This window comes from Mycobacterium sp. 3519A (genome assembly GCF_900240945.1).
Lineage (GTDB): Bacteria > Actinomycetota > Actinomycetes > Mycobacteriales > Mycobacteriaceae > Mycobacterium.
In genome coordinates this window covers 2277638-2303334 of the sequence record NZ_OESG01000014.1, presented here as the reverse complement: position 1 = coordinate 2303334, position 25697 = coordinate 2277638, and the positions used below count along the sequence as shown (strand labels likewise).

At 66.1% G+C, this 25697-nt stretch carries 16 protein-coding genes; 3 read left to right on the top strand and 13 right to left on the bottom strand.

Annotation, left to right across the window (positions count from 1 at the left end):
• Positions 1-2: 2 nt before the first annotated feature.
• Together C1A30_RS32385 and C1A30_RS32380 are read left to right on the top strand one after the other, a co-directional pair.
• Positions 3-1256, top strand: a complete 1254-nt coding sequence (locus C1A30_RS32385) for a glycosyltransferase (RefSeq protein ID WP_101952273.1) — start codon at positions 3-5, stop codon at positions 1254-1256.
• Between the two features lie 51 nt (positions 1257-1307).
• Positions 1308-2093 (top strand): phthiotriol/phenolphthiotriol dimycocerosates methyltransferase, encoded by a 786-nt coding sequence (locus C1A30_RS32380; RefSeq protein WP_101953050.1) that lies wholly within the window; start codon positions 1308-1310, stop codon positions 2091-2093.
• Positions 2094-2095: 2 nt separating this feature from the next.
• On the opposite strand, the gene C1A30_RS32375 is transcribed toward C1A30_RS32380, so the two are convergent.
• Genes C1A30_RS32375 through pks2 form a run of 13 tightly spaced genes read right to left on the bottom strand, consistent with a single transcriptional unit; the run spans position 2096 to position 24089 of the window.
• Positions 2096-4282 carry an acyltransferase family protein gene (locus C1A30_RS32375; protein WP_101952272.1) on the bottom strand — a complete coding sequence of 729 codons (2187 nt, stop codon included), beginning with the start codon at positions 4280-4282 and terminating at the stop codon, positions 2096-2098.
• 35 nt (positions 4283-4317) lie between these two features.
• Entirely contained in the window at positions 4318-5151 is an 834-nt protein-coding gene (locus C1A30_RS32370; protein ID WP_235010300.1) for a glycosyltransferase family 2 protein, read from the bottom strand.
• Entirely contained in the window at positions 5144-5716 is a 573-nt protein-coding gene (locus tag C1A30_RS32365) for a methyltransferase domain-containing protein (protein WP_101952271.1), read from the bottom strand. The genes C1A30_RS32370 and C1A30_RS32365 overlap by 8 nt, the downstream gene beginning before the upstream one ends.
• Entirely contained in the window at positions 5710-6747 is a 1038-nt protein-coding gene (locus C1A30_RS32360; protein WP_101952270.1) for a polysaccharide pyruvyl transferase family protein, read from the bottom strand. Before C1A30_RS32360 ends, C1A30_RS32365 begins: the two co-directional genes overlap by 7 nt.
• Positions 6744-7658: a glycosyltransferase family A protein gene (locus C1A30_RS32355; RefSeq protein WP_101952269.1), complete on the bottom strand. Its 915-nt coding sequence runs from the start codon at positions 7656-7658 to the stop codon at positions 6744-6746. Before C1A30_RS32355 ends, C1A30_RS32360 begins: the two co-directional genes overlap by 4 nt.
• A gap of 15 nt (positions 7659-7673) precedes the next feature.
• A complete protein-coding gene (locus tag C1A30_RS32350; RefSeq protein ID WP_101953048.1) occupies positions 7674-8348 on the bottom strand; it encodes an O-methyltransferase in 675 nt (224 codons plus the stop codon).
• 1 nt (position 8349) lies between these two features.
• A complete protein-coding gene (locus C1A30_RS32345) occupies positions 8350-9954 on the bottom strand; it encodes a PE-PPE domain-containing protein (RefSeq protein ID WP_142392695.1) in 1605 nt (534 codons plus the stop codon).
• Positions 9955-9970: 16 nt separating this feature from the next.
• The gene (locus tag C1A30_RS32340; protein WP_101952267.1) at positions 9971-11035 is read right to left on the bottom strand and encodes a polysaccharide pyruvyl transferase family protein; all 1065 of its coding nucleotides are present in this window, start codon (positions 11033-11035) and stop codon (positions 9971-9973) included.
• Positions 11028-11756 carry a GAP family protein gene (locus C1A30_RS32335; protein WP_101952266.1) on the bottom strand — a complete coding sequence of 243 codons (729 nt, stop codon included), beginning with the start codon at positions 11754-11756 and terminating at the stop codon, positions 11028-11030. Before C1A30_RS32335 ends, C1A30_RS32340 begins: the two co-directional genes overlap by 8 nt.
• Positions 11757-11766: 10 nt before the next feature.
• Complete coding sequence (locus C1A30_RS32330) at positions 11767-13041, bottom strand: glycosyltransferase (RefSeq protein ID WP_101952265.1); 1275 nt, start codon at positions 13039-13041, stop codon at positions 11767-11769.
• The gene (locus C1A30_RS32325) at positions 13038-16271 is read right to left on the bottom strand and encodes an RND family transporter (RefSeq protein WP_101952264.1); all 3234 of its coding nucleotides are present in this window, start codon (positions 16269-16271) and stop codon (positions 13038-13040) included. The genes C1A30_RS32330 and C1A30_RS32325 overlap by 4 nt, the downstream gene beginning before the upstream one ends.
• A gap of 59 nt (positions 16272-16330) precedes the next feature.
• Positions 16331-17776, bottom strand: a complete 1446-nt coding sequence (locus C1A30_RS32320) for a condensation domain-containing protein (protein WP_101952263.1) — start codon at positions 17774-17776, stop codon at positions 16331-16333.
• 46 nt (positions 17777-17822) lie between these two features.
• Positions 17823-24089 (bottom strand): sulfolipid-1 biosynthesis phthioceranic/hydroxyphthioceranic acid synthase, encoded by a 6267-nt coding sequence (gene pks2 / locus C1A30_RS32315; RefSeq protein ID WP_369974196.1) that lies wholly within the window; start codon positions 24087-24089, stop codon positions 17823-17825.
• A 1173-nt stretch (positions 24090-25262) separates the two neighbouring features.
• On the opposite strand from pks2, the gene C1A30_RS35885 reads away from it, so the two are divergent.
• Entirely contained in the window at positions 25263-25640 is a 378-nt protein-coding gene (locus C1A30_RS35885; RefSeq protein ID WP_200828486.1) for an enoyl-CoA hydratase/isomerase family protein, read from the top strand.
• The last annotated feature ends 57 nt before the right edge of the window (positions 25641-25697 follow it).

The following is a 25697-nucleotide window of genomic DNA, read 5'->3' as shown; positions in this document are numbered from 1 at the left end:
CGATGAGATTCGCGCTGGCGATTCATGGCAGTCGCGGTGACGTCGAACCCGTCGCTGCGGTGGGCCAGGAGTTAGCGCGCCGGGGACACGAAGTACGGATGGCGGTGCCGCCCAACCTCGTTGGATTCGTCGAATCGGTGGGGCTTCCTGTGGTCGAGTACGGGCCCGACTCGCAGGAGTTGATCGACGACGATTTCGTGCACAACTACTGGAAGATGCAGCCGTTGCGGTTCGTGCGCGCGTTCTCCGAATACGTCAGCCGGGGTTGGCAGGAGATGAGCGCGACGCTGAAGTCGCAGGCCGATGGCGCCGATCTGGTGTTGACCGGGACGATCTATCAAGGCGTCGCCGTGAATATCGCTGAGTACTACGGCATTCCGTTGGCGGCCCTGCACTTCTTCCCGCAGCGGGCCAACGGCCACCTGATTCCGCGCGCGCCCGCTGTCCTGACCCGGTCGGCGATTTCTGCGGTGTGGTGGTGGTACTGGCGCATGACCAAGAACGCCGACGACACGCAACGCCGGGAACTCGGCCTGGCGCGGGCCGTCGACTCGTTGTCGAAACGGATCACCGACAGCGGTGCGTTGGAGATCCAGGCCTACGAGCACCTATGCTTCCCCGGCCTCGCGGCCGAATGGCAGGACCGCTGGCCGTTCATCGGTGCTCTGACGCTGCAGTTGCCGACGGCCACCGACGCCGACGTGCAGTCGTGGATTGGTCGCGGTAAACCGCCGATCTACTTCGGCTTCGGCAGCATGCCGGTGAAGTCCGCGGCGGACACCGTCGCGATGATCAGCGCGGCGTGTGCGGAACTCGGTGAGCGGGCGTTGATCTGCTCCGGGTGGGCCGATTTCGGCGACATCCCGGAATCCGACGACGTGAAGGTCGTGCCGTCGGTCAACCACGGCGCGGTCTTTCCTGCCTGCCGTGCCGTCGTCCATCACGGCGGCGCCGGTACCACCGCTGCGGGCCTGCGGGCCGGTGTGCCCACCCTGATCCTGTGGGTGACCTCGGATCAACCGGTCTGGGCCGCGCAGGTCAGTCGGTTGAAAGTCGGTCACGGGCACCGCTTTTCCAGCGTCAGCAAGAAATCGCTGGTTTCCGACCTGCGGCGGATCCTGGCACCGTCGTACGCGGAACGGGCCCGCGCGATCGCCCGTGAGATGACCACACCGGCGGCCAGCGCCGCCGCCGCCGCAGACCTGCTCGAAGAGTCTGTTCGCATGAAACCTGTCAATACAATGAGTGAGGCTTGAGTGGCTACAGCACGCCCAATTGAACTGATGAAGCAGGGATTACAGCTGCCCATGGTGCTGAAGTACCGGCTGCAATCTTCGCCGTTGATCGGGAAGATCACGACGAAGTATCTGTTGCCGTACGGCACCCGCCAGGTCGGCAACGACGTGGTCTTCTTCAACTTCGGGTACGAGGAGGACCCGCCGATGGCGCTGCCCTTGTCGGCGTCCGACGAGCCGAACCGCTACGGCATCCAGCTCTACCACAAGACGGCCAGCCAGGTTGACCTCACCGGTAAGCGGGTGCTCGAGGTCAGTTGCGGCGCAGGCGGCGGGGCGTCGTACATCGCCCGCACGTTGGGCCCGGCCTCGTACACGGGTCTGGACCTGAACCCGGCCAGCGTCGAACTCTGCCGGAAACGACACCAGGTGCCCGGCCTGGACTTCGTGCAGGGCGACGCGCAGGACCTGCCGTTCGCCGATGAGACGTTCGACGCGGTAGTCAATGTCGAAGCGTCGCACCAGTATCCGGATTTCGCACGGTTCCTCTCGGAAGTGGCTCGGGTGCTTCGGCCGGGTGGACACTTCCTCTACACCGACAACTGCCGGAATCGCTGGGTCGGGATGTGGGAGGCCGCGCTGGCCGAGGCCCCGCTGCGGCGCATCTCGGAGACCGATATCAACGCCGAGGCGTTGCGCGGGTTGAAGGAGAACACGCGGCGGGCGCAGGCACAGCTCGGCCGCAGCATGCCTGGGTTCATGGCGAACATCCTCGGGCGCGGATTCAGCGTCATGGACTGGGATTTGCGCCGCGCCGGTGGCATCTCCTACCGGTTGTACTGCTTCACCAAGGACTGAGGTCAGTTCTGCGCGAGCGCGCGGTCGGCAAGCGCCTCCAGCGCCGGTGCCAGCACCCGGGAGTACTCCAGCGTCAGGTGCCCGGCGTCGACGTAGGCGAGGGTGTTGCCGATGATGACCGGGCACCGGTTCGCGGTGCAGAACAGGTCGGTCAGGTCGGCGTACTGTCCGCCGCCTGCCTTGACGGCCGCCTCTTCGGCGGCGATGCCGGGCCGGTTGAACGCGGTCGACATCGGCGGTGAGCACGCCGTCGCGTCGTCGAGGTGTTCAGACAGGCAGCCTGGCACCGCTGTGTTCAGCGCAGGCAGCGGGCCCAGCACCAGCACCTTGGCGCCGGTTTCGCGCAGTTGACGCACCAGGCGGGTCAGCGCGTTGTTCCACGCCGGATCGTATGAGGTGAAGCCGGACAGGAATCCGTGGCTGTTGGTGGCGGTGTAGGACCGGAATACGCTCACCATCACGAGCTTTGGATGTTCGGCGGTCAATCGGGCGATGATCTGGCGGCGCCAGTCCTCGCAGCGTTGCACCAATTCGACCAGTCGGCTGACGAGCGGGTTGGCGATCGGCAGGTCCATCATCGGGCAGGCGGCCTTGGCCATGGCCTCCATCCGCCATGGCCGCTGGGTGCCGATCTGCTGGAACGCGGGGATCCACATCGAGGCGTGTGAGTCTCCGACGATGGCCACCGTTGTCTTGGAGGCGGTATCGCCGAACGCGCACTCGGGTTGACCGCTCTGGAAGGGCGCCCGCAGGCAACCGTTGAACAGCATGGCCCCGACTTCGCCTGGCGCGTCGGCAAGCGGCGGACTCAGGTTCGACGGAACGGCTTTCAGATCGGCGGACGCCGCGACCGCCGCCTGCACCTGGCTGAACACGTCTGGCACCGGCCCCGGCCGCACAGTCAGCGGCGTGGTCTGTGCGCCCCGGCCCACCGGAACAGGCAGCGGGATCGACGAAACCCACAGCAGCAGCACCACACTCACGCACGCCGCGAGCGCCGAGCAGATGCCGCCGACGGCAAGGCTCTTTCCTGGCGACTTACGCAGGAACGCGGCGTATCGCAACGGGTTCTCGACGAACCGCAGTGTGAGCACCGCCAGCACGCCGGACAGGCCGAGCACCACCACATTGCCAACCAGCCCGAGCTTGTGGCCCAACAGGATCGGCACGAACACCAGCGCAGGCCAGTGCCACAGGTACCACGAGTACGACCACCGCCCGAGCGCCCGCATCGGCGCCACCGAAAGCAGCCGACCGCAACCGCGCGTCGGGACGGCGCACCCGGCGCCGATCACCAGCGCGGTGCCCACCCACGGCAGCAGCGACGCGGTGCCCGGATAGGGCACCGCTGGCGTCAGATAGGCGCAGGCGAACAGGATCAGGGCCAACCCGGCCGCGCCGAGAACCACGGCAACCCGCTGCGGAAGGCGGCGCCACTGGCTGGCCGTGAGCGCCACCAGCGCGCCACCTGCCAACTGCCACGCCCGCGTCGGCAGCGAGAAGTACGCCGCGAGCGGCATCACATAGGTGACCATCAGCGACAGCGCGAACGACGAGGCCGCGACCAGCGCGACGAGCACGATGTACGGCGTCTTCGACACGGGCGCATCGGTTTTCGCGCGTCGACGCATGCGCCGGACCAGCCACGCGGTGCCGACGATCATCGGCGGCCACAGCAGGTAGAACTGCTCCTCGACACCCAACGTCCAATAATGCTGGAACGGTGAGGCCAGCACGTTGTCGGCGAAGTAGTCGACCTGTTGGCCGATGAACCAGAAGTTGGGCACGTACAGCGCGCTGGCGATGCCGTCCATCAGCGCGGACTTGGCCTGCAGCGGCGGCAGCAGCAGGGCGGCGCCGATCGCGGTGACCACTCCCACCAACGCCGACACCGGGAGCAGTCGCCGGGCGCGCTTACCGTAGAACTTGCGCAGCCCGATCGTGCCGGTGGTGCTCACCTCACGCCAGAGTTGCCCGGTGATGACGAAGCCGGAGACGAAGAAGAAGATGTCAGGGCCGACGAAACCGCCACCGAGGCCGGGCATCGCGATGTGGAAGCCGAGAATCGCCAACAGGGTGAGCCCGCGCAGGCCCTCGATGTCCGGCCGGAATCCGGTCTCCACCGACTGCTGGCCCTGCGCTGTCTGCCGGGCGCTGGTGGTGCGGCTAACCGTGTCGGACTGGTGCATTCTCACCCAACTCTGTGTGTATGTGGACGCGACGACTAGTGGGCGGTGCAGAACCGGATCAACCCGTGCTTGCGCAGCAGGTAGAGCGCCGCCTTGTTGACCGAGCGCTGCCGGTTGTGCCCGCGGACATCGACCTCGCGGTGGACGACCTCGATGCTCGGATCGAAGTATCGCCGGACGCCGATTCGGTCCAACCGTATTGCCAGATCCTGGATCTCGTGTTCGCGCAGCGCCGGGTCGTATCCGCCGACGGCCTTGAACAGCTCCGAGCGGACGAGCATGTTCCCTTCGTGCACCCAGTAGGCCGGCGCAGGCGCCGGGGGCTCGAGGATGTTCGGCCACTGGGTCATCAGCGGCGCCAGCGCCTTTCGCAGCGCGCGGGCCAGCGGTGGCTTCGTCGTTCTGAGGCGATCGATCATCAGCTGAACCAAAGCGGTGGAATTGCCCCACAGCGAGAACACCGCACCGTAGTTGTCGAGTTCCTGGCTGCCGTCGGCCCGGCTGACCAGTCCGCCGATCAGTCCGACACCGGTGTCGGCGTATCGTGCGACGACTTCCCTGGCCACCGTGGGCGTTTCGGTGGTCTGCAGGTCCATGTCGGCGTCGATGAAGTGGATGATGGCCCCGTCCGCGACATGGTCGATGATCTGGTTGCGGTTGGCGGCCGCGCCCCTGTTGTGCCTGCTGCGGACGAGTGTGACGTCGCCACCGAACGAGGCCACCACGTCGGTGGTGTCGTCGGTCGAGGCGTCGTCGAGCACGAAGACGCCGTCGTAGGACTGCGCAAGCACCTGGGGCAGCAGCTTACGAAGACTGGTCGCCATGTTGTAGTTCGGAATGGCGGCCACCACGGGCGACTGTTCAACCATGGTGCTGCGAAAAGACAAACAGGCGTTGGTCTTTCCACGGCTCCTCTCGCTGCAGGACGAATCCCCGCTCGTCGAACAGACCCCGCAGTTCGTCGGCGCAGTAGCTGTTCATCCAGCCGTGGTTGAGCCGGCCGATGGACTCGAACCTGCTGCGCAGCCGGTTGCCGTCGGCCTTCGTGCAGGCATACGACAGCACGCAGAGCGGAAAGTTCCGGGTCATCCAGTCCAGCACGGACGGCACATCGCGCACGTATTCGAGCACGCCCATGACCACGGCGACATCGTAGGAATCCTCGCCGAGTTCGGGCAGCGGCCTCTCGTTCAGGTCGCACACGATCGTGCCTGGGCCGCGGTCCACCAGGTCGGAGGCGGTATACGTGCACGTCGGGTCGAGATACTTCTCGAGTACGCGCCTGGCAGCACCGAATTCGATCACGCGGCTGTGGTTGGGCACCATGGCCGCCGCCATCTCGGTCCGGCTCTCCCATGACGCGTAGATGCTGCGAGGGTCGGCCCAGCGGTCGTAGTCCGTCTTCTGACGCAGCGCGCCGGTCAATCTCAACATGTGGCTCCTAACTGATGACGAACGGCGGTGTATTCGTTGTCGAGTCGTCGTCGCAACTCGGTGACCGCAGCCTCGGTGCTGGCCCTGATCGCCGACGCGTCGGCGAGCGCGCTTTCGACGTGATCGACGACGGCGGCGCCCCGCAGCTTGTCCGTGCGGATCAGCGATCGCTCGTTGTCGATCGATCGCGCGAAGTCCCGGCACTTCGGCAGGTATTCGAGGGCGACGACAGGCGTGGCCGAGATCGCCGCCAGAATTCCGGCATGCAGCCTGCTGACGATCGCCACCGAGCAACGGGCGAGCTCGCGCGCGGCGGCCTCGGCGTCGGCGGGCATGACCACTTCCGCGTCAATACCGTTGAGCGCCAACCTGGTCCAGCGTTCGTCCGCGCGGTTCATCAGTATCCCGACGAAGCGGTAACCCTTCGCTGACAGCGCCGCGACGGCCAGCGATATCTCCTGCGCCACCGTCGCCGGATCCTGCCCCCACAGATCGTCGTCGCCGAAGCCGAGGTTCAGCCCGATCAACCCGTCCTCGACGACGACGTCGGGCCGCGGCAGCAGCAGCGCCGGATCGCCGGAGACCTCGACGCTCAGCCCGACCTCGGACAGCAGTTCCGCGCTGCGCGGTCCGCGCACCGAGACGGTGCGGAAATCCGAGAGGATCGGCTTCCACCGCTTCAACTCGTCGCCGTCCGAGCCGTATCGGCGCCGATCGAAGTCCGGGTCCTCGACGCCGACACCGATCGCGTAGCTGCCGTTGGCCTTGGTGAGCGCCATCCCGCGCTTCGCCAGTCGCCGGAAGTACTTGGTACCCACCAGCGTTCCGCCGCCCACCATCTGAACGCCGTTGCGCAGTGTCCGATTCGCACCGGTCGCCGCCGCACGCAGCACCTCGTGCCGGAACCGCGGCAGGTCCACGAATGCAGCCGAGGGCAGTTGCGCGCGTACCGCGTCGTAGATGGCGTCGTCTCCGAGATTGCCTCGCCCATGCCAGCCGAGATAGCCGACGACGGATGTCCTGCGGGTCATGGTGACGGCACCGCCGGGTCGGTGGGTGGTGAATAGTTCTCCAGATAGGACACGCGGCGGTTGGCACCGGTCAGCGACGGCAGCTGGAGCTTGTACGCGGGGTCGGGTTTGAAAGCCGGCGCACCGAAGGCGGCCCACAGGGTGGCGGCCCGCCCCTTCGACGGTCGAATGCCGAAGTCGCGGAGCAGATGTGAGGCGTACGGCAGGGCTGGGCCGACGAGCATGTTGCCCGAGTGGTTCTCTCCGGTGTCCACCTGGTAGACCGCGCCTGCGAACGGCAGCGGGTCGAGACGGCGGCCATGCTCCCGCCACCAGTCGAAGGCATAACCGTGCTCGAGCAGGTTCTCCAGCCGCTCGCCGAAGGCCGCCGCGATCTCCTGCTGGGTGGCCGACACGGTCAGGTCGGTCGGCACCTCGTAGGCGTCGAACGGGACGATGAACGACGTCCCGCAGATCCGGAAGAACTTCCGCCGCAGCGCGTATGCGTTTCTGGCCCGCGAATACACCCAGCCGCGGGTCACCACCCACCCTGGCCCGCCGCGGTGCGAATCCGTGAATCCCGCGATGTCGCGGTGGACGAAATCGTCGGCATCGAACGGCATCACGTAGTCCGGTTCGTACTCACGCGCCGCGATCAGGCCGACTGCGGTCTTGGTCCCTTTGTCCCAGATGACCGATGCGCGGCCGGTTTGCGGACCTTTGACCGCTGACGGCGGCGCGTAGTCGACCTCGACGAAGCGTGCGCGCTCCGGCAGTCCGAACGTCGGACGGCGGTTACCGACGATGATCACCACATACTCGTCCGAGGTCTGCCTGCTGATCGACGCGAGCGTGTCTCCCAACAGCGATTCGACGCGACCATAGTCCGCGGAGTTCTGCGGGTGACGCAGTGTGGTGATGAACGCCAACATGATTCGGTTGCCCCGCTAGCGGCACTCGGCCAGGCCGAGTCGGTTCTGGAACTCGACGGCTCCGGCCACCTGTGGTGAGCGCGCGATCTCCAACCAGGCTTCGCGCATGCCCTGCCCGTAGCTGATGTCGTCGAACAACACCAACCCGCCCGGCGACATCCGCGGCTGCAGGATCTGCCACTGCTTCATCACGAAGTCGTAGGTGTGGATGCCGTCGACAAGGGCCATGTCGATCTGTCCAGGGACATCGCCCACATGGTCCTCGAAAGCGCCGCGGGTCAACGTGAACCGGTCGGAGACCTCCGAGATGGCGCCTTCGGCGACTTGCGCCCACTCGTCGTTGATCTCGAAGCTGTACAGGTGGCCCCACCGGACTTCTTCGAGGCCCGCGGTGAAGTACATGCCGGACACCCCGAACCCGGAACCGAACTCGACGATCGTCGTGGGTCGGCGCTGCGCCACCAGCCACGCGTACAGGTCACCCTGCATCGGAGGCGAACTCACGTCACGCACCGTGAATTTCATACCGGGAAGGTCGTATTCGCTGGCCAACTTCTGCGGCCCGAGCCTGTCGTGGTTGGCGGCGGCCAGCGCCTCGATCCGGTCCTTGTGGGGCGCACGCGGGAAGCGGCGGGGTAGGTCGGTGATCGAACCGCCGCGGGACACCCATTTCATCTGACGGTTGAGCACGTTAGCGAGCATGACGCGGCCCTGCCTTCTTCGCGTTGTCGGTTTTGCCGGTGGACGCCTTGCCGGACTCGTCGGAGCGCGCGTGCCGGGGTTGGTGCTTGCCGTCGCCGTCCTTGGCGGGCTTCTCGGTGGCGGGCTTCTCGGTGGCGGGCTTCTCGGCGGCCGGCTTCTGGTCGGTTTTTGTGGTGCCGGACTTGTCCGAATCGGTCTCGGGCGCAGCTGTACCGGGCTTCTCGGCGTCCACAGGCGATCCGGCCGAGGTCTTCTCACTCGTCGACTCGGTGGTCGTGGCTTTCAACGCGGCCGCCTTCTCGGTCGTTTTCTCGGTCTTTTTCTCGGTCGTCTTGTCGGCCGTTTTCAGAGTCGTCTGCACGGCGGTCTTCTCGGTCTTCTCGGCGGTCTCGGTTGTCGCTGTGTTGTCCGTGGCGGCTGAGGTGTCAGGAGCGTCGGTTTCGGTGACGGCGGGACCGCCAACACCGTACGGCCCCGGTCGCACCGTGCCGAAGGGGCGGATGCCGATGGTGTCCTCGAACGCGTTGTCCAGTCCGGTCGGGATGGCGACGAGGAAGTCGGCCGTCAGCTTGACGGGGTTGGGCATGTAGAGCGGATTGAACGGAACCGGTTGGCCGGGGCTGACGGTCCGGTTGTAGCCCGCCTCGACGAGCACCCGCAGCGGCGCATCGAGCGCATCTGCCAACGTGGTTCCGACGACGGGAAGCGCTTGCACCGACGACAGCAGCGGAAGGATCGGCTGCGGAATCATGTAGTAGTGGGTGTCGCCGTACTGTCCTTGGTCGATGACCTGCGGGTCGCTGAGGCTGGTGTTGGCATAGTTGTAATGCACGTAGCTCGAGTACCAGTTGGCCACGGCGAACAGGTTGAGGGGGTTGACCGGTACGTCCGCCCAGACGTCGTACTGCTCGGCGATGTCGACGGTCTGGTACTGGGTGGTCGTCGGCGTCGACCCGTTGAAAGTGGCACCGCCGAAGATCAAACCCGCAGGCATGGTGAAGCCCTCGGGGCCGCGGGCCAGGAAGCCGCCGTTGGGCCGGTTGCCGTTTCCGATCAGCACGAAGGAGACGTCGGGGCCGCCACCGTTCGGGTATTGCGCTGCCAGGGCACGCTTTTCGAGTGTCGCGATGGTGGCGCTCTGCGAGTAGCCGAAGACCACGAAGTTGTCGCCGGGTGCGGGTGCGGCGGATCCGACGTCGGGGTTGTACTCGCAGTCGGCGCCGCCCTTGATGCAGTTGTCGAGGTTCGCCGTGCCGATGGCGATGGACTGGTCGAGCGACAGCGTGCCGTGTTGGGGCGCCCACTCTTCCGGGGTGATGACCGCGACCGGGTTGTACGACTCGCCCGGCGGCGGTGTCGCGACACCCGAAGGAGCGATGTAGTTGTCGACGGCCATGCCCAGGTACTTCTTGACGTAGGAGAGCGTGTCCTTGTCGGGTGACAACGGACTACCCGTGCCACCCATGATCAGCGCGGTGGTGGCGGCGATCGCAGTGGCGGTGATGATCGACGTCATCGTCGACGTCACCATCATCAACACGACGGCGACCAACGCGAACACGGCCGCCGTAGTTGTTCGAGCCAATCTCCTCACGCGCCAACCCCTCTCATCATCTATCACGCATACTTAATCGCGTTCTCACAGCGGAATATTCGTGTTGAAGGCGGCACCGCAACCGGTTGACTGCGGCAAGTTTGTCGGCCCTGATGCTCGACGAGTTCGCCAGCGCGTCCTCCACCGCCTCGACGACCGCGCCACTGCGCAGATTGTCGGTGCGCAGCAGTGAGCGTTCGTCGTCGATGGACAGCGCGAAGTCCCGGCACTTCGGTTGGTATTCCAGCGACAGCACAGGTGTGCCGGAGAGCGATGCCAGGATTCCGGCGTGCAACCTGCTGACGATCGCGACCGAGCAGCGGCCGAGTTCGCGCGCGGCGGCCGTCGCGTCGGGGGGCGCGACGATGTCGGCGGTGACGCCGGTGAGGACGGCCTCGGTCCATTTCCGGTCCGAGGAGTTCATCAGGATGCCGACGAACCGATGGCCCCCAGAGGCGAGCTGCCGCACCGCGGCCGCCACCTCGTCGACCACCTGCTGCGGATCGTGCCCCCAGAGATCGTCACCGAACCCGAGGTTGACCCCTATCAGGCCGTCTTCGGGGTCCACCGACGGCGGCGGGAGCAGCAACGCCGGGTCGCCGGACACCTTTACCGTCAGTCCCACGTCCGACAGCAGTTCGGCGCTTCTCGGCCCGCGCACCGACACCGAGTGAAACTCGGAAAGTATTGGCGCCCAGCGCTTCAGCTCGCCGTTGTCCGAACCGCTTCGCCGCCCGACGAAGACGGGGTCCTCGACGCCGACACCAATGGCACAGCTGCCGTTCTTCCTGGTCAGCGCCATACCGCGGTTGACCCACCGTCTCCAGTCGCGCCGCCCGACCAGTGTTCCGCCACCCAGAATCTGGGTGCTGCAGCGCAGCGACTGGCTCAGACCCGTTGCGGCCGCTCGGATTCGCTCGTGGGGAAACATCGGGAAATCCACGAACCTCGCGTCGGGCAGTTGCGCCCTGACCGCGTCGTAGATCGCGTCGTCGCCGAGGTTCCCTCTTCCGTGCCAGCCCAGGTAGGCGACCACCGGACGCGTCTTGTCGATCACGTCGACGCTCGAAGGCTCATGCATTGCCAAGACCGGCTGCCACCAGCAGGAGGCCTCCCACCGCGAAGATGACCGCGAAGATGGGCCTGGCACGCGCACGCACCCAGTCGTGCAGGGAAAGCATCAGCATCTGGCTTCTCGCGGGTGTCGCAAGGCAACTGACAAGCGGAATCTCGATGGCCGCCAACGCGACAACGACGAAGATCAGCGCCGCACCGACCTGTATGCCGATCTCCGCTCCTGAACCGAGGATGGCGACGAGCACCACGAGGTACTCGATGGGCGGCGTCGCGGTCACGGTGCCTGCCACGAACGCCATCCAGAACGCTCGATCCGACCCGCCGTTGTCGGCCAGCGAGGTCAGTCGCGCGACGGCAGGCGGAGTGGGCGGTCCGCCCAGCGGACTGCCGGGGGCGCCTGCCATCGCCATCGATCGCTGTCGCGGGAAGACACCCCTTGCGACGCAGACGGCGAGCGGCAACGCGAGAAGGCCAAGGGCGATCTGGACGTAACCCGCCGTGGAACTCGTCGTGATGGCGGCGACATGGTCGGCGAGCACCGGGGTCAGCTTCCGCAACACGGTCAGCAGGACGACGGCGGTGACGAGTCCCGACGTGATGGCGCCGAGCCAGTACGCCGACAGGCAACGCATCGGCCGTCGCTGCGATATCAGGACGAAGGCGATGCCGAGACGCATCGGGTCCAACGCCGCGATCATCGCCAGCGCCAATACAAAGCCCCACATGCCGGCCCCGCTACCTCGTCGTCGCTGATTGTGTTGTGCCGGTGGGCTGTGCCGCCTTCTCGAGGAGATCGGCGGCCATTCCGATGGCAGTGTCTGGTCTTGACATCCGGCGTGCGATCTCGTCCGCCCGTCGCTGGTATCCCGGTTCGAGGACGGTGCGCAGGTCGGCGACGAGTGTGCGCCGGTTCGAGCTGGAAAACCGCCGCGCGGCACCCACTTTCAGACGTTTGACAGCAGCGGCCCAGATGGGCTGGTCGGCGACGTCCCACAGGATCACTGTCGGCTTACCCGCCCGCAAGCCCGCGGCAGTGGTGCCTGCGCCGCCGTGGTGCACGACCGCCCGGCACAGCGGGAAGATGGTCGCATAGTTCACCGGTCCCACGAGCTTGACATGCTCGGGCGCCTGGATGCCATCGAAGTCGCCTGCGCCGCAATAGATCAGCGCACGTTCGCCCAGTTCCGCGCATGCCGCGCCGATCATGGCGACGGTTTCCGCAGGTGAAAGGACCGGCGTGCTGCCGAAGCTGAAATAGATCGGCGCGGTGCCTGCCGCGCACCAGGACGCCACGTCGTCGTCGGCAGCGGTGGCCAACTGCATCGTCAGCGCACCGACGAACGGCCGCCGCTGCCCCCACTCCGCGGCGAGGCCGGGGAAGCACACCTCGTCGTAGGCCTGGATCTCGAGCGCACCCTGGGCTGCCATCCGCTCTGCCGACGGGGCCGCAGTCCGCGGCAGGCCGAGTGCGCGCCGCTGCGCATCTTCGGCGCCCCTGGTGATCTGCCAGTACAGCCACCACGACGCCTTCATCATCGACCGGGTGAGCGGCGGCAACGCCGGCAGCGATGCGACACCGAGTTGGCCGTTGACCCGCACCGGGAAGTAGTGCAGCGCGGCCAGCGGAATGCCATGGTATTCAGCGACATTCGACGCGACACCCTGATAGGTGTGTCCGGTGAACAGTAGGTCGGCGCCCTCGGCGAGAGCGGTCAACGTGGCGCCCATCTCCGCCCAACCCTGCGCGTAGATGTCGGTGATGGCGCGCACGATGTTGCGCGGATGCTGGATCCTCGCGACGTTGCGGATGAAGTCCGACGCCGCCCCGAGCTGCTCCTGTGAGTCCGGCCCGTACGGGACGGCGGCCAGACCCGCCGAGGTGACGAAGTCCACCATGTTCGGCGCGACGGCCATCTGTACGTCGTGACCGCGACGTTGCAGTTGCAGACCAACCGCCGCGCACGGCTCGACATCGCCTCTGGTGCCGTGGACGGCAAGGACAAACCTCATCGGCGCACCTCGACGTGTTGCAGTGACTCGATGGCGGGGAAGTCAGGTTCGTCGAGATGGTCCTCACACCAGGCGATCGAGGTGATGTCGTCCTCGTCCTCGGGGTTGTCCGCACGAAGGATGTGATGCCCGTTGCGTGTATCCGACAGATCACCGAAGACCTCGTCGACGACCGGATCGTCGACGTGCCCGCGGTGTCTCTTGACGCGCACGGCACGCAACCGCTCGACCCACGACTGGGGCAGCCACCGGGTCGGCCACCAGTTGGCCTTGCCGACGATGACCGCCATGGCGGGCACGGTCACCGTGCGCACCAGGAACGTATCCAGAAGAATGCCAACGCCTATCACGAACCCGGCCTGCAGCATCGTCGTGATGCTGGCGAACATCAGGCCCAGCATGGACGCCGCGAAGATGAGGCCCGCCGAGGTGATTACGCCGCCGGTCGACGCGACGGTGCGGATCACCCCGATCCGGATGCCGTGCGGCGACTCGTCGCGGATCCGGGAGATGAGCAGCAGGTTGTAGTCTGCACCGACGGCGACCAACAGGATGAAGGTCAGCCCTGGCACGCTCCAGTGCAGTTCCTGTCCCAGAAGTTCCTGGAAGACAAGGACTCCCAGGCCCAGCGCCGAGAAGTAGGAGATCAACACCGACCCGATCAGATACAACGGCGCGACGATGGCACGCAACAGACAGATCATGATGAGCAGCACGATCATGATGGTCGCGACGATGAAGAACTGGAAATCGTTGTGGTAGTAGTCGCGGGTGTCCCGAAGGATCGTCGAGACGCCCGCCATCGAGATCTTCGCGTCCGACAACGTCGTGTTGGGTTGCGCGCTGCGCGCGGCCGCCTCGATGGCGTTGGTCTGGTCCATCGCGGCCGTGCTGAACGGATCGAGGTTGGTCTGCACCAGATACCGGATCGAATGACCGTCTGCCGAGACGAAAGACGCGGCCGCCTTCTTGAAGGTGTCCTCGGTCAACAGTTGCGGCGGCACGTAGAAGCCGGCCATCGAAGGGGCCTGGGCGTCGTTCTTCATCGCCAGCAGGAAGTCTGAAGCCTGGCTCAGACCTGAACCCAGCGTTCTGGTCTGGTCGACGAGGACCTGGACACCTTCTGCCAGCTTCTGGCTGCCGTCGGCCAGCGCGTCCGCACCTTGTTGCAGTTGGGCCAGCCGGTTCTGCAGCCCACCGGGCTGGTCCAGTCCCATCTTCTGCACGGCCTGGGTGGCGGTGTCGAGCACGCCGTGCAGACGCGTCACGGTGGAGTCGAGCGTCTGACTCTGCTGCGTCGACTGCAACGCCTGGGCGAGGTCGGCGAACCTGTCGAACGTTCCGTCGTTCATCGCGGTGACGATGCGCCGCAACTCTTCCCGCGAATTGCGGCACGACGGGTCGAGGTTGCATGTGAGGCTGCCGTCGAGCGCGGTCAGCACCGGAGGAGCCCAGTCGAAGCTGTCTTTGAGATTCGCGAAGTTCAGCCCGATCGCCTGGCCGAGCGAGCGCATGCCGTCGATGAGCTTGGCCGCGTTGTCGAGGTCCTGCAGTGTCGTTCCGCCGCCCAGTTCGGTCTGTACCGAGGTGAGCGCGTCGACCAGGACCTTGGCGGTGGCCATCGCCGAGGTCACCTGACCTCTGACCTGCCCGAGGCTGTCGGCGAGGGTGTGGGCACCGCCGGTGAGGGTGTTGAGGTCGTCGTTGTGTTGCTCGATCATTTCGGAGCCCTGGTTGAGCTTGTCCCCCACCTCACCGGCTTGATACGTCGCCTTCGCCTGTTCGAACGGTTCGCCCGTCGGCCGGGTGATGCCCCGGACGAGGCCGACGTCCGGCACTTGGCTTACCCGCCTTGCCATCTGCTCGAGGTCGGCGAGGGCCTGCGGTGACCGCAGATCGTGTGGAGACTGGATGAACAGGAACTGCGGCATCAGCGAGTCCAGCGGGAAATGCTTGGCCATCGCGTTGTATCCGATGACGCTTTCCACGTCCTGGGGCAGCGTCTTGCGATCGTCGTAGTTGTAGCGGACGAAGCTCGCGGAGGAGGCCAGGAAGATGAGCAGCAGCAGGCTGACGGCCAGGTGAAGTTTCGGACGACGCACGATGCGGATGCCCGACCGACGCCAGAAATTATTGGTCAGCGCACGTCTGGGCTTGATCCAGCCACGCGGCCCGGCGAGCACGATGATCGCGGGCAGCAGCGTCACCGCGGCGCAGAACCCTATCGCGATGGACAGCGAGATCGCAGGACCCACAGTGGTGAACACCGGGAGTTTGGCGAGGACCATCGCAAGGAAGGTCACCGCCACCGTGGCAGCCGAGGCGGCGATCACCTTGCCGATGGAGGTCATGGCTCGCGCCACGGCTTCCTTCGACTCGACCCCCTGCCGGACGTAGTCGTGGTAGCGACTGATCAAGAAAACGGCGTAATCGACTCCCGCGCCGATCATCACCACGCTCATCAAAATCAGGGTCTGCGGCGAGATGCGCAGCCCCGCCTCGGCCAAACCGGCCAGCACACCCTGCGCCGTACACAGCGAGATGACGATCGTGATCAACGGCAACAACATCGTGATCACGTTGCGGTAGACGACCAGCAGGATCAGCAGGACCAGGAACGCGGTCCCCATTTCGATGAAGTGCAGATCGTGCTCGCCGACGGCGGCCATGTCGCTGACGGTCGCGGCGGGCCCTGTGACGTTCGCGGTCAGGGTCGAGCCTGCAACCGTCTTCTTGACCATGTCGGCGACGTGGTAGTACGCGACGCGGCCCTCGGGTGAACCCATCGAGCCGACGAGGGTGACTGGCAGGCTCCAGGCCTTGTTGTCCTTGCTCTGCAACACTTCCCGCAGCGGCGGGGTGCTCAGGAAATCCTGAACCGACTTGACGTCGGCCTTGTCCTCCTGAAGCTTGGCGATGAGCGTCCGGTACGTCGCCTCATCCGCAGGCCCCAAACCTTTTTCGTTGGTCAGGACGACCAGCACGATGTTGTCAGAACCGGCCTCGTGGTACGCGTCGGTCATCGCCTTGGCGGTCACCATCACCGGCGCGTCGTCGGGCAGCTGGGCTACCTGCTGGCGCGCGGTGATCTCTGCCAGTGGCGGAAAGGTCACCAGCGGAATGATCGCGAACGCGATCCACATCCCGATCACGAGCAGCGGCCATCGCACGACCACGTTCGCTAGCCGCTGGAAAATCCCTTCTCCACCGGCTATCTCAGTCTTGGCCATCCGCGACGCGCCTCAATCCCTTGATCGGCTCCCTCTCTCTTTCCTGTGGCGCTACGTCTCTAGACGACGTTGCGCAGCGGCGCCACCACGTCGTAGCCCTCGGCGGCGCGGACGAACACGGACTTCAGCACCTCGACATAGCGGAGCACCGATTCCCGCGCGACCGGGTTGTTGGGGAACGACACCATCAGCGAAACCTCGTCGAAGAGCCGGATGAACGAGGAGTACAGGAAAGCCGGTGTCCTGCCGTCGATGTAGGCGGTCGCATTCGCATCCCGCAACGCGGAGGCGACGACGGCCGACAGCGGAGGAAGCCCCGCGTCCATGTAGTTCATCATCGTGTACTGCGGTCCGTACCTGCGCAGCCACGGCGCCAGCTCCAGCACGTGATCGAACGGCACGTGCGCCAGTTCGGCGTTGTCGTCGAAGGAGGCCTGCGTCGCCCGTGCGGTCTCCTCGAAGGAGGTCGAATCGATCGGCACCGTGATCGGAACGATCCCGGTGAACCAGCCCATCGTCGTGTACTCCTCGGGAGTACTGCGCTTGTCGATCGGCGTGAGCCCGTAGTAGGTGTCGGCGCCTGTCAGCTCGTAGTGCGCGATCGCGGCGCAGGCGAACAACCCGCCGCTGAACCGCACACCGGCTTCCGCGCAGCGTATTTCGAACTTCTCCGTCTGCTCCGGGTCGAGGAACTTCTCGACGACCAGGTCGCCGCCGCAGGCGATCGACTGGTCACCGAGTGGCAGCGGGAAGTCGGGCAGCGTGCCGCCGTTGCGCTCCGCGAACTCGATCCACTTCTTCACCTGCGGGGAATCGACGGTCAGGTTCGCGGTGTACTGCCGTTCACGCACACAGAAAGCGTCGTGGCTGCCAGTCGGCGGCAGCGGCACCGGGGCGCCGCCCGCCACGAGAGCGCGGTACATCGCCACGATCTCTGCGTACAGCCCGGTGATCAGGGCGGGATCGCAGTGCAGGTGGTCGACGATTACGTAGAACGCGAAATGCGTGTCGTATTGGATGACGCCGAAGCTGAAGCAATCCCACTGCAGCGGATCGGGCGTCGACATCAGCAGTTCGTGCCACTGCGTCGGGGTCAGCTGGCCGTGTCTGGTTGGCACGAACTCGATATCGCGCGGATCGGCGATCGTGTGGCGAACGATGTTCTTGTAGTCGACGTATTCGAACCAGCTGCGATAGGTCTCGTGCCGGCGAAGGTGCGCGTTGATGACGTAGGTCATCGTGCGAATGTCGCAGCGCCCAGGAACATCCCACGAGCCCATCACCACCCGCGAGTAGTCGACTCCGCGATCGGCGAACTCGACGAAGCCACGCAGGTGCCCGGCTTGCATGTACCCGATCGGTACCGGGCTCACCGGCGCGTGTCGCGCCTTCTCGCGCGATGCGGCTGAGCCGTGCCACGACACGACGGATCCGCTGCCGGGATCCCAGTCCTCTAATCTGCCGGTGACCAGGCCGACGCCCGCCGATCCGCCTCCTATGAACATTGCCTCTCCTCCACTCGAATACCTGGATCCACCGGACATTTCGACGTCAGGACCGCGCTGGAGCGGTGGGGGAAGACGCCAATTTCTCGCACAACAGTGAGGCCAAGCCCTGGATGGTGGTGATGTCCGCGGACGTGATGCGGACTCCCGTCTCGGCTTTGATGTGAGTACGCAGCTCGAGGTTTCCCAGCGAATCGAGCCCGTATTCGGAAAGGGGGCGGTCCGGGTCGATGGAGCGACGCAGTATCACGCCGACCTGATCGGACACCAAGCGCCGCAGCCGGGTTGGCCATTCCTCCTTCGGCATCGAGTTCAGTTCGTCGAGCACTCTACTTGTGTCCGTTGAACTTTGGCTGGCCACCTGCAGCCGCTCGGCGAACCGGCTGCGTTTGGCGAGCGCGGTGAACCATGGCGAACCCGAAAGCGGGGCATATCCGGTGTATGGCCGGTCGTGGCGCAGCAACGCCTGGAATGCGTAGGCGCCCTCCTCCGGGGTGATCGCCGTTTCCTCGGCTTCAGCCACCGCGGTGGCACGTCCCACCTCGGCCCATGCGCCCCACGCAATTGCTGTACCCGGAAGGCCTTGAGCCCGACGCCATTTGGTGAACGCATCGAGCCAGCTGTTCGCTGCCGCGTACGCACCCTGTCCCGGCGAACCCACCAGCGCGGCCGCCGAGGAGAAGGAGCAGAACCAGTCGAGCGGCTGCGAGGCCGTCGCCCGGTGCAGGTGCCACGCTCCATAGACCTTCGGCGCCCAGTCGCGTTCGATCAGTTCGTCGGTGATGTTCTGCAGCGTTGCGTCCTCGACAACGGCGGCCGCGTGCAGCACGCCGCGCAACGGAAGCCCGGTCGCGGTCGCCGCCGCCACCAATCGCTTAGCGGTACCGGGCGCGGTGATGTCGCCACACTCGACGACGATGTCCGCACCCATCGCCCGGATGAGATCGATTGTCTCCAGCGCCTTGTCACTTGGCTGGGACCGTGACGTCAAGACGATGCGACCCGCACCGGCCGCGGCCATCTTCTCCGCGAGGAACAGACCAAGCCCGCCGAGCCCACCGGTGATGATGTAGGAACCGTCGTTGCGCAGGATCTGCGCCTGCTCTGGCGGCACCACCACGCTGGCCTGGCCGACCCGCGGGATGTCGAGCACCAGCTTGCCGGTGTGCTGGGCACCGCCGATCACCCGGATCGCGGTGGCGGCGTCGGCGAGCGGATAGTGCGTGCTTTCCGGCTTGGGAAGCGAGCCTTCCGCGGTGAGCCGGTACACCTTCTTCAGCAGGTTGCGCACCTGTTGCGGGTGACTGACCGACATCAGCGCCAGGTCGACGCCGAAGAAGGCCAGGTTGCGGCGGAACGGGAACAGGCCCAGCTTGCTGTCGCCGTAGATGTCGCGCTTGCCGATCTCGACGAAGCGTCCGCCGAGCGCCAGTAGCTCAATCCCGGCCCGTTGCGCGGCGCCGGTTACCGAGTTGAGCACGATGTCCACGCCGCCGCCGTCGGTGTCCCTGCGAATCTCGTCGGCGAAATCCGTGCTGCGCGAGTCGTAGACATGCTGGATACCCATGTCGCGCAACAGTTGACGACGCTCTTCGCTGCCCGCGGTGGCGAAGATCTCGGCGCCGACCGCACGGGCTATCGCGATGGCCGCCTGCCCAACCCCGCCCGTCGCGGAGTGGATCAGCACGCGATCGCCGCTGCGGATTCTGGCCAGATCGTGCAGGCCGTACCAGGCGGTGGCGTGCGCGGTCGTCGTCGCGGCCGCTTCACCTTCCGTCAGGCCGGGCGGCAACGTGACGGCGAGATTGGCGTCGCAGGTGACGAAGGTGCTCCAGCAGCCGTTTCCGGAGAGGCCACCGACGCGGTCACCGACCTTGTGGTCCGTCACACCTGGCCCCACCGCTGTCACCACACCCGCGAAGTCGGTACCCAACTCCGGCAGCCTGCCCTCGAAGGTCGGGTAGCGACCGAACGCGATGAGGACGTCAGCGAAGTTGATGCTCGACGCGGTCACGGCGACTTCGATCTGACCTGGTCCGGGCGAAACCCGCTCGAAGGCAACGAGTTCCATGGACTCGAGATCACCAGGGGTGCGAATCTGCAGCCGGACGCCGTGACGCTCGTAGTCGACGTCTGCGGTCTGCCGCTCATCGGCACGCAGCGGAGTAGCGGTCAGGCGCGCCACGTACCACTGGCCGTCGCGCCACGCGGTCTCGTCCTCGTCGGACCGTGCCAGCAGTTGCTGTGCGAGTTGCTCACCACCGGTGCGGTCGTCGATGTCGATCTGGGTGCCGCGGAGTTGCGGATGCTCGGTGCCCAGCACCCGCATCAGACCGCGCAGCCCCGCCTGTTCCAGGTTCGCCTGCTCGCCGTCGCGGACGGTCTGCGCGTCACTGGTGATCAGGTACAGGCGCGGTTCACCGGGCACCTCCGGCAGTTCGCGGACGATGCGCACGACGTGACGCACGTACTCGCCGCCGCGGACCGCGAGTTCGTCGTCGAGGCTGCCGTTCCTGGGACCGGTCAGCACGACCACACCGTCGAAGCCGTCAGTGGCGAGGTGTTCGCGCAGCAGTTGGGTGTTGCGCTGATGGTCGGCACGCTGCGACCAGGACATCGACGTGCACTGTGCGCCAGCGGCTTTCAACGCGTCGGCCAGATTCGCCGCATTCGACTCCGCGGTCGCCGAGGTGCTGATGACCAGCCAGGCACCCGGATGGGCGTCGGCCACCTCCGGCAGTTCACGCTGCTCCCATTCGATGGTGAGCAACCGCTCGCCGAGCACCCGATCGCGCTCGCTGGCCTGCGACACGCCGGTGCCCATCTTCAGCCCGCGAACGGTGATCAGCGCGTGCCCGTCCTCGTCCAGGATGTCGATGTCGGCCTCGACGCCCGCGGCCCCGGCCTCGGTCACCTGCGCGTAGCAGTACCGCGCGCGGTTGGCGGGGCCGTAGGCGCGGAGGTGGCGGACCCCCAACGGCAGCAGCATGCCCCCGTTGGCGACTTCGCCGACGCTCGGATGTGCGGCCACCGACTGGAAGCACGCGTCCAACAACGCCGGGTGGACGAGGTAGCCGGCCTGTTCGGAGCGAATGGAGGCGGGCAGTGCCACTTCCGCGAGCACCGTCGCGCCACTGCCCTCGGCGGTGTAGGCCACGGCAAGACCGGCGAACGCGGGACCGAACACCAGGCCTCGCTTCGCCATCCACTGCCGGATCTGCTCCCCGTCGACCCGGCACGGGTGAGCCGCGAGCAGGTCGACGACGTCGCGCGACGCCGGAGCCTCGACGTCGTCGACAGCGTGCAGGACCGCGCTGGCGTGGCGCGCGTGTTCGCCGTCATCCGTGGACTCGACCGCGAACTTGGCGACTTCGCGGCCCTCCAGGGTGGCGACGGCGCCGACCGGGGTCTGCTCGTCGAGCAGCAGCATCTGCTCGAACGTGATGTCGCGAACCTCGGAAGCGTTGCCGTACACCGCATTCGCCGCGGACAGCGCCATCTCGCAGTACGCGGCGCCGGGAAGCGCTGCAGCGTTGTGGATCTGGTGATCGCCCAGCCACGGATGCGCGTCGGTGCCGACCTCGGCCTGCCAGACGTGGCGTTCGGGCTCCTCGTTGAGGCGCACGTGAGCACCCATCAGCGGATGCGCGGGAACGGTGCACCGGCCCTGCGCACGGGAGTCGCGCGCATCCCGCGACAGCAGCAGCGGACGGCGCGTCCAGGTCGGCAGCGGCGCGTCGACCAACTCGCCTGCCGGGTACAGCACCGAGAAATCGACTGCGGCGCCTGCGTTGTGCAGATCGGCCAGGAAGTCGAGCAGCCCGTTGGGCAGTTCCTGTTCGCGTCGCATGGCAGCGAGCGCGGCCAGCGGAATGCCGAGACTGCGGCCGTTCTGACCGACGGCGTGGGTCAGCAGCGGATGCGGCGACAGTTCGGCGAACACACGGAAGCCGTCCTCCAGCGCGGCCTGCATCGCCGCCGCGAAGCGCACCGTGTGCCGGAGGTTATCCACCCAGTAGTAGGCGTCGCACACCGGATGCTCGCGGGGATCGAACGAGGTGGCCGAGTAGTACGGGATCTCCGGGGTCAACGGGTTGATCTCGGCGAGCGCATCCGTCAGGTCGTCGAGAATCGGGTCGACCTGCGGCGAGTGCGATGCGACGTCGACGGCCACTTCGCGTGCCATCACGTCGCGCTGCTCCCATTCGGCCACCAGGTCGCGAACGGTCTGGGTGTCGCCACCGATCACCGTGGACTCCGGCGAGGCGACGACGGCCACCACGACGTCGCTGATGCCGCGAGACATCAACTCCGAAATCACCTGCGGAGCAGGCAGTTCGACCGACGCCATGGCTCCTGAGCCTGCGATCTTCGACATCAGCCGCGAGCGGCGGCAGATGACGCGCACCCCGTCCTCCATCGACAGCGCGCCTGACACCACCGCCGCAGCGGCCTCACCCATCGAGTGGCCGATCACCGCACCGGGCGCCACCCCGTACGCCTTCATCGTCGCGGCCAGCGCGACCTGCATCGTGAAGATGGCCGGCTGGACCTGGTCGATGGCAGTCACCGTCTCGGGCGCCGCGATCGCGTCGGCCACCGAGAAGCCAGCTTCCTTTGCGATCAGCGGCTCCAGTTCGGCAACGGCCGCAGCGAAAACCGGTTCGGTGGCGAGTAGTTGGGCGCCCATCGCGGCCCACTGCGAGCCCTGGCCGGAGAACACCCACACCGGCCCGCGATCGTCGCGGCCAACGGCGGGCTGGTACGGCGCGTCGCCGTCGGCGACCTCCCGCAACGCGGTGATCAATCCCTCGGAATCGCTTGCGACGACGGCGGTCCGCACCGGGCGATGCGCGCGCCTGCGCGCCAGCGTGTACCCCAAATCCTGCAGCGCCACGTGACTGTCGCGCGATTCGAGCCAGTTGGCCAGTTGACCGGAGGTCTGGCGCAGTTCGTCGGCGGATGTCGACGAGAGCGCGAACAGCAGCGATCCGTTCGGGGTGTGCGCATCCTCGTGCGTGGTCATGGTCTCGGGTGCCTGTTCGACGATGGCGTGCACGTTGGTGCCCGACATGCCGTAGGACGAGACCGCCGCCCGGCGCGGATGCTGACCCGTTGTCGGCCACGGGGTGTTCGTCTGCGGCACAAAGAGGTTCGTGTCGATTTCGGCCATCTGGTCGGGCAGCCGGTTGAAGTGCAGGTTCTGCGGAACCACACCGTGCTGCACAGCGAGCACGGCCTTCATCAGCCCGAACGCGCCGGCGGCGGACTGCGTGTGCCCGATGTTGCTCTTCACCGACCCCAGCGCGCAGGACCCCTGCACTCCGTAAAGGGTTGCCAGGCTCGCGTATTCGATGGGATCGCCCATCGGGGTTCCTGGGCCGTGGGCCTCGACCATGCCGATCGTGTTCGGGTCGACGTCGGCGCGCGCCAACGCCGCCCGGTACACCGCCATCTGCGCGTTGCGCGACGGCGTCGTGATGGTCTCGGTGCGGCCGTCCTGGTTCGCGGCCGTGCCGCGCAACACCGCGAGGATCCGGTCGCCGTCCCGCTGCGCGTCGGCCAACCGCTTGAGTAGCACGATGGCGACACCCTCACCGGGCGCGAACCCGTCGGCCGCGACGTCGAAGGCGTGGCAGCGTCCGGTGGGCGACAGCATGCCCGCCGCGGAGCCACCGGCGAACCGGCGCGGATCCAGCATCACGTTGGCGCCGCCCGCGAGGGCGAGGTCGCTCTCGCCGTCAATCAGGCTGCGGCAGGCCATGTGAACGGTGAGCAGACCCGACGAGCACGCGGTGTCGACGGTGATCGCGGGCCCGTGGAGTCCGAGCGCGTGCGCGATGCGCCCCGACGCGATGCTGAAGTTCGCGCCGGTGACCCCGTACGGCCCTTCCAGTACATCGGTGTTGGCTGCCAGCAATTCGTAGTCGTTTACTGTCAGACCGACGAACACGCCTGTCAGCGAACCGGCCATGGCCGTCGGCGTCAGGCCGGCGTGCTCCATCGCCTCCCACGATGCTTCGAGCAAGAGGCGGTGCTGCGGATCCATCGCAGTCGCTTCGCGCTCGCTGATACCGAAGAAGTCGGGATCGAAGCCGGAGACGTCGTCCAGGAACCCGCCCCACTTGCATGGCGACCGGCCCGGCACGCCCGGCTCGGGGTCGTAGAACTCGTCGACGTCCCACCGGTCCGAGGGGATCTCCGTGACCAGGTCCGCACCGCCTATCAGCGCGTCCCACAGCTGCTCGGGGGAATTGACTCCCCCAGGCAGCCTGCAGGCCATTCCGATGACAGCAATGGGATGTTGATCCACGTCAGAGTTACCTCTCGTCAGCGTCTGGCTTCGCAGACCCGGGTTCGAATTTTTGCAGGACTGCGTTTCTATTTACGGGAAAACGGGAAATTCTGTGGCTCAAGCCTGAGGCCAAATGAGGGCGACGGCAAGTCGGCAGCGGCTCCGCAGGCTATGCAGATGCGCGTCTGGAATTGCGACTGCTGAAAACCAATGTTGTCGTCCTTGCCACCCATAGCTGCCTAGTCCACGCACGTGCAATAGGCCTCTACCGGCTGCCACGCCTCCTTCTGAGACGTGGTCCAGCGATGGTGTAACCGCCGGTTCGGCAAAGTCCGCTGCTACGTCGACAGTCACAATAACCCCCTGTGATCGTCAGGCCTGCGCGCGCCCCCTCGGACAAGTCACCGCAAACATGCCGGTCAACGTATCAGTCGTTTCCCAGTTATGGGAAATGACTCCCAGCCACGCGATGCCTGTCTCGTTCGTCGGATGGACGGTCTACATCGCCAGCACACACTTGATGCGACACTAGCAAACTCGCCGTAGTGGCCGCACGGTGGTCTACAGCCCGCCGACCGTGCGGTTGAGGGTCGATCGCGACGACGATGCGCAGTAGTCGTCACCAGTGTGAATTGGCCGATCCCGGGGTACCTGGACCATGCATCGAAGCAGAGTATTGAAAACGGCGGTAGTCATATTTGGCAAAAGTATTGTTAAATGCTGGGAATTTGCTAATCAAGTGATCGGCATGTCCGGGTCGAATTGTCGCACAATAGACGAGCCGAGCAACATTTTGCTGAGCGTGTCTGAAGATTCTCATTTCGTCACGTGGTGACACCATCGAGTAAAACGTAAAGGTGTCCACGGCATCCAATGGCTACCGTCTGTTGCACACGTCGAAGTGCCCTTTTCGTCGTAACTGTGCGGCCCTACGCAGTTATGGCAAATTTTCATCGGTTGGCTGACGGCGGCGTACGCGCGCCGGGGGCGGTCGCCGCAACCCGGTGTGCCGTCGCCGGGATGCAAGATCAGCGAACAACGACGTGCCGGATCGCTTGGCGCAGTTGGGCAGACGAAGCGTCATCGACAAGGGCTATCGCGGCGATAGCGAAGTGCGATAACGCGACGGTCGATGGACGCGTTGCACGCCGTTAGGTTGGGGCACGACGCTCCGACCAACCAGAGGACGTGATGGGTAACAGCTTTGAGGCATACCGGGATGCCTTCCCCAACGCGCGGCTCACCCGCGATGACGCCGACGTGCTCGTCTTCAACGGAAGCACGCACGAACAGTTCGTCGAACTCTTCCACCGGGTGGGTGCGGACCGCGACAACCGCGTCGTGATTCTCACTGGCTCCGGCGACGCGTTCATGGACACCATCGCGCCCGACGGGTTCGACTTCTTCACGCCGACCGGCTACGACAAGATCTGGCGCGAAGGCAAGAAGATCTTGATGAACATCCTGGACATCGAGGTGCCGATGATCGCCGCGGTCAACGGTCCGGTGGTGCTGCACTCCAGGATCGCCCCCACTTCGACTTCGGGATCGTCCCCGGCGACGGAGTGAACCTGTTGTGGCCCGAGATCATCGGCAGCATCCGGGCGCGCCACTTTTGTTGACGCG

Excerpts from the sequence above, each read along its gene's own strand:
- C1A30_RS32385 (WP_101952273.1), top strand. The coding sequence starts at position 3 with ATGAGATTCGCGCTGGCGATTCATGGCAGTCGCGGTGACGTCGAACCC.
- C1A30_RS32380 (WP_101953050.1), top strand. The coding sequence starts at position 1,308 with ATGGTGCTGAAGTACCGGCTGCAATCTTCGCCGTTGATCGGGAAGATC.
- C1A30_RS32375 (WP_101952272.1), bottom strand. The coding sequence starts at position 4,282 with ATGCACCAGTCCGACACGGTTAGCCGCACCACCAGCGCCCGGCAGACA.
- C1A30_RS32370 (WP_235010300.1), bottom strand. The coding sequence starts at position 5,151 with ATGGTTGAACAGTCGCCCGTGGTGGCCGCCATTCCGAACTACAACATG.
- C1A30_RS32365 (WP_101952271.1), bottom strand. The coding sequence starts at position 5,716 with ATGTTGAGATTGACCGGCGCGCTGCGTCAGAAGACGGACTACGACCGC.
- C1A30_RS32360 (WP_101952270.1), bottom strand. The coding sequence starts at position 6,747 with ATGACCCGCAGGACATCCGTCGTCGGCTATCTCGGCTGGCATGGGCGA.
- C1A30_RS32355 (WP_101952269.1), bottom strand. The coding sequence starts at position 7,658 with ATGTTGGCGTTCATCACCACACTGCGTCACCCGCAGAACTCCGCGGAC.
- C1A30_RS32340 (WP_101952267.1), bottom strand. The coding sequence starts at position 11,035 with ATGCATGAGCCTTCGAGCGTCGACGTGATCGACAAGACGCGTCCGGTG.
- C1A30_RS32335 (WP_101952266.1), bottom strand. The coding sequence starts at position 11,756 with ATGTGGGGCTTTGTATTGGCGCTGGCGATGATCGCGGCGTTGGACCCG.
- C1A30_RS32330 (WP_101952265.1), bottom strand. The coding sequence starts at position 13,041 with ATGAGGTTTGTCCTTGCCGTCCACGGCACCAGAGGCGATGTCGAGCCG.
- C1A30_RS32325 (WP_101952264.1), bottom strand. The coding sequence starts at position 16,271 with ATGGCCAAGACTGAGATAGCCGGTGGAGAAGGGATTTTCCAGCGGCTA.
- C1A30_RS32320 (WP_101952263.1), bottom strand. The coding sequence starts at position 17,776 with ATGTTCATAGGAGGCGGATCGGCGGGCGTCGGCCTGGTCACCGGCAGA.
- C1A30_RS35885 (WP_200828486.1), top strand. The coding sequence starts at position 25,263 with ATGGGTAACAGCTTTGAGGCATACCGGGATGCCTTCCCCAACGCGCGG.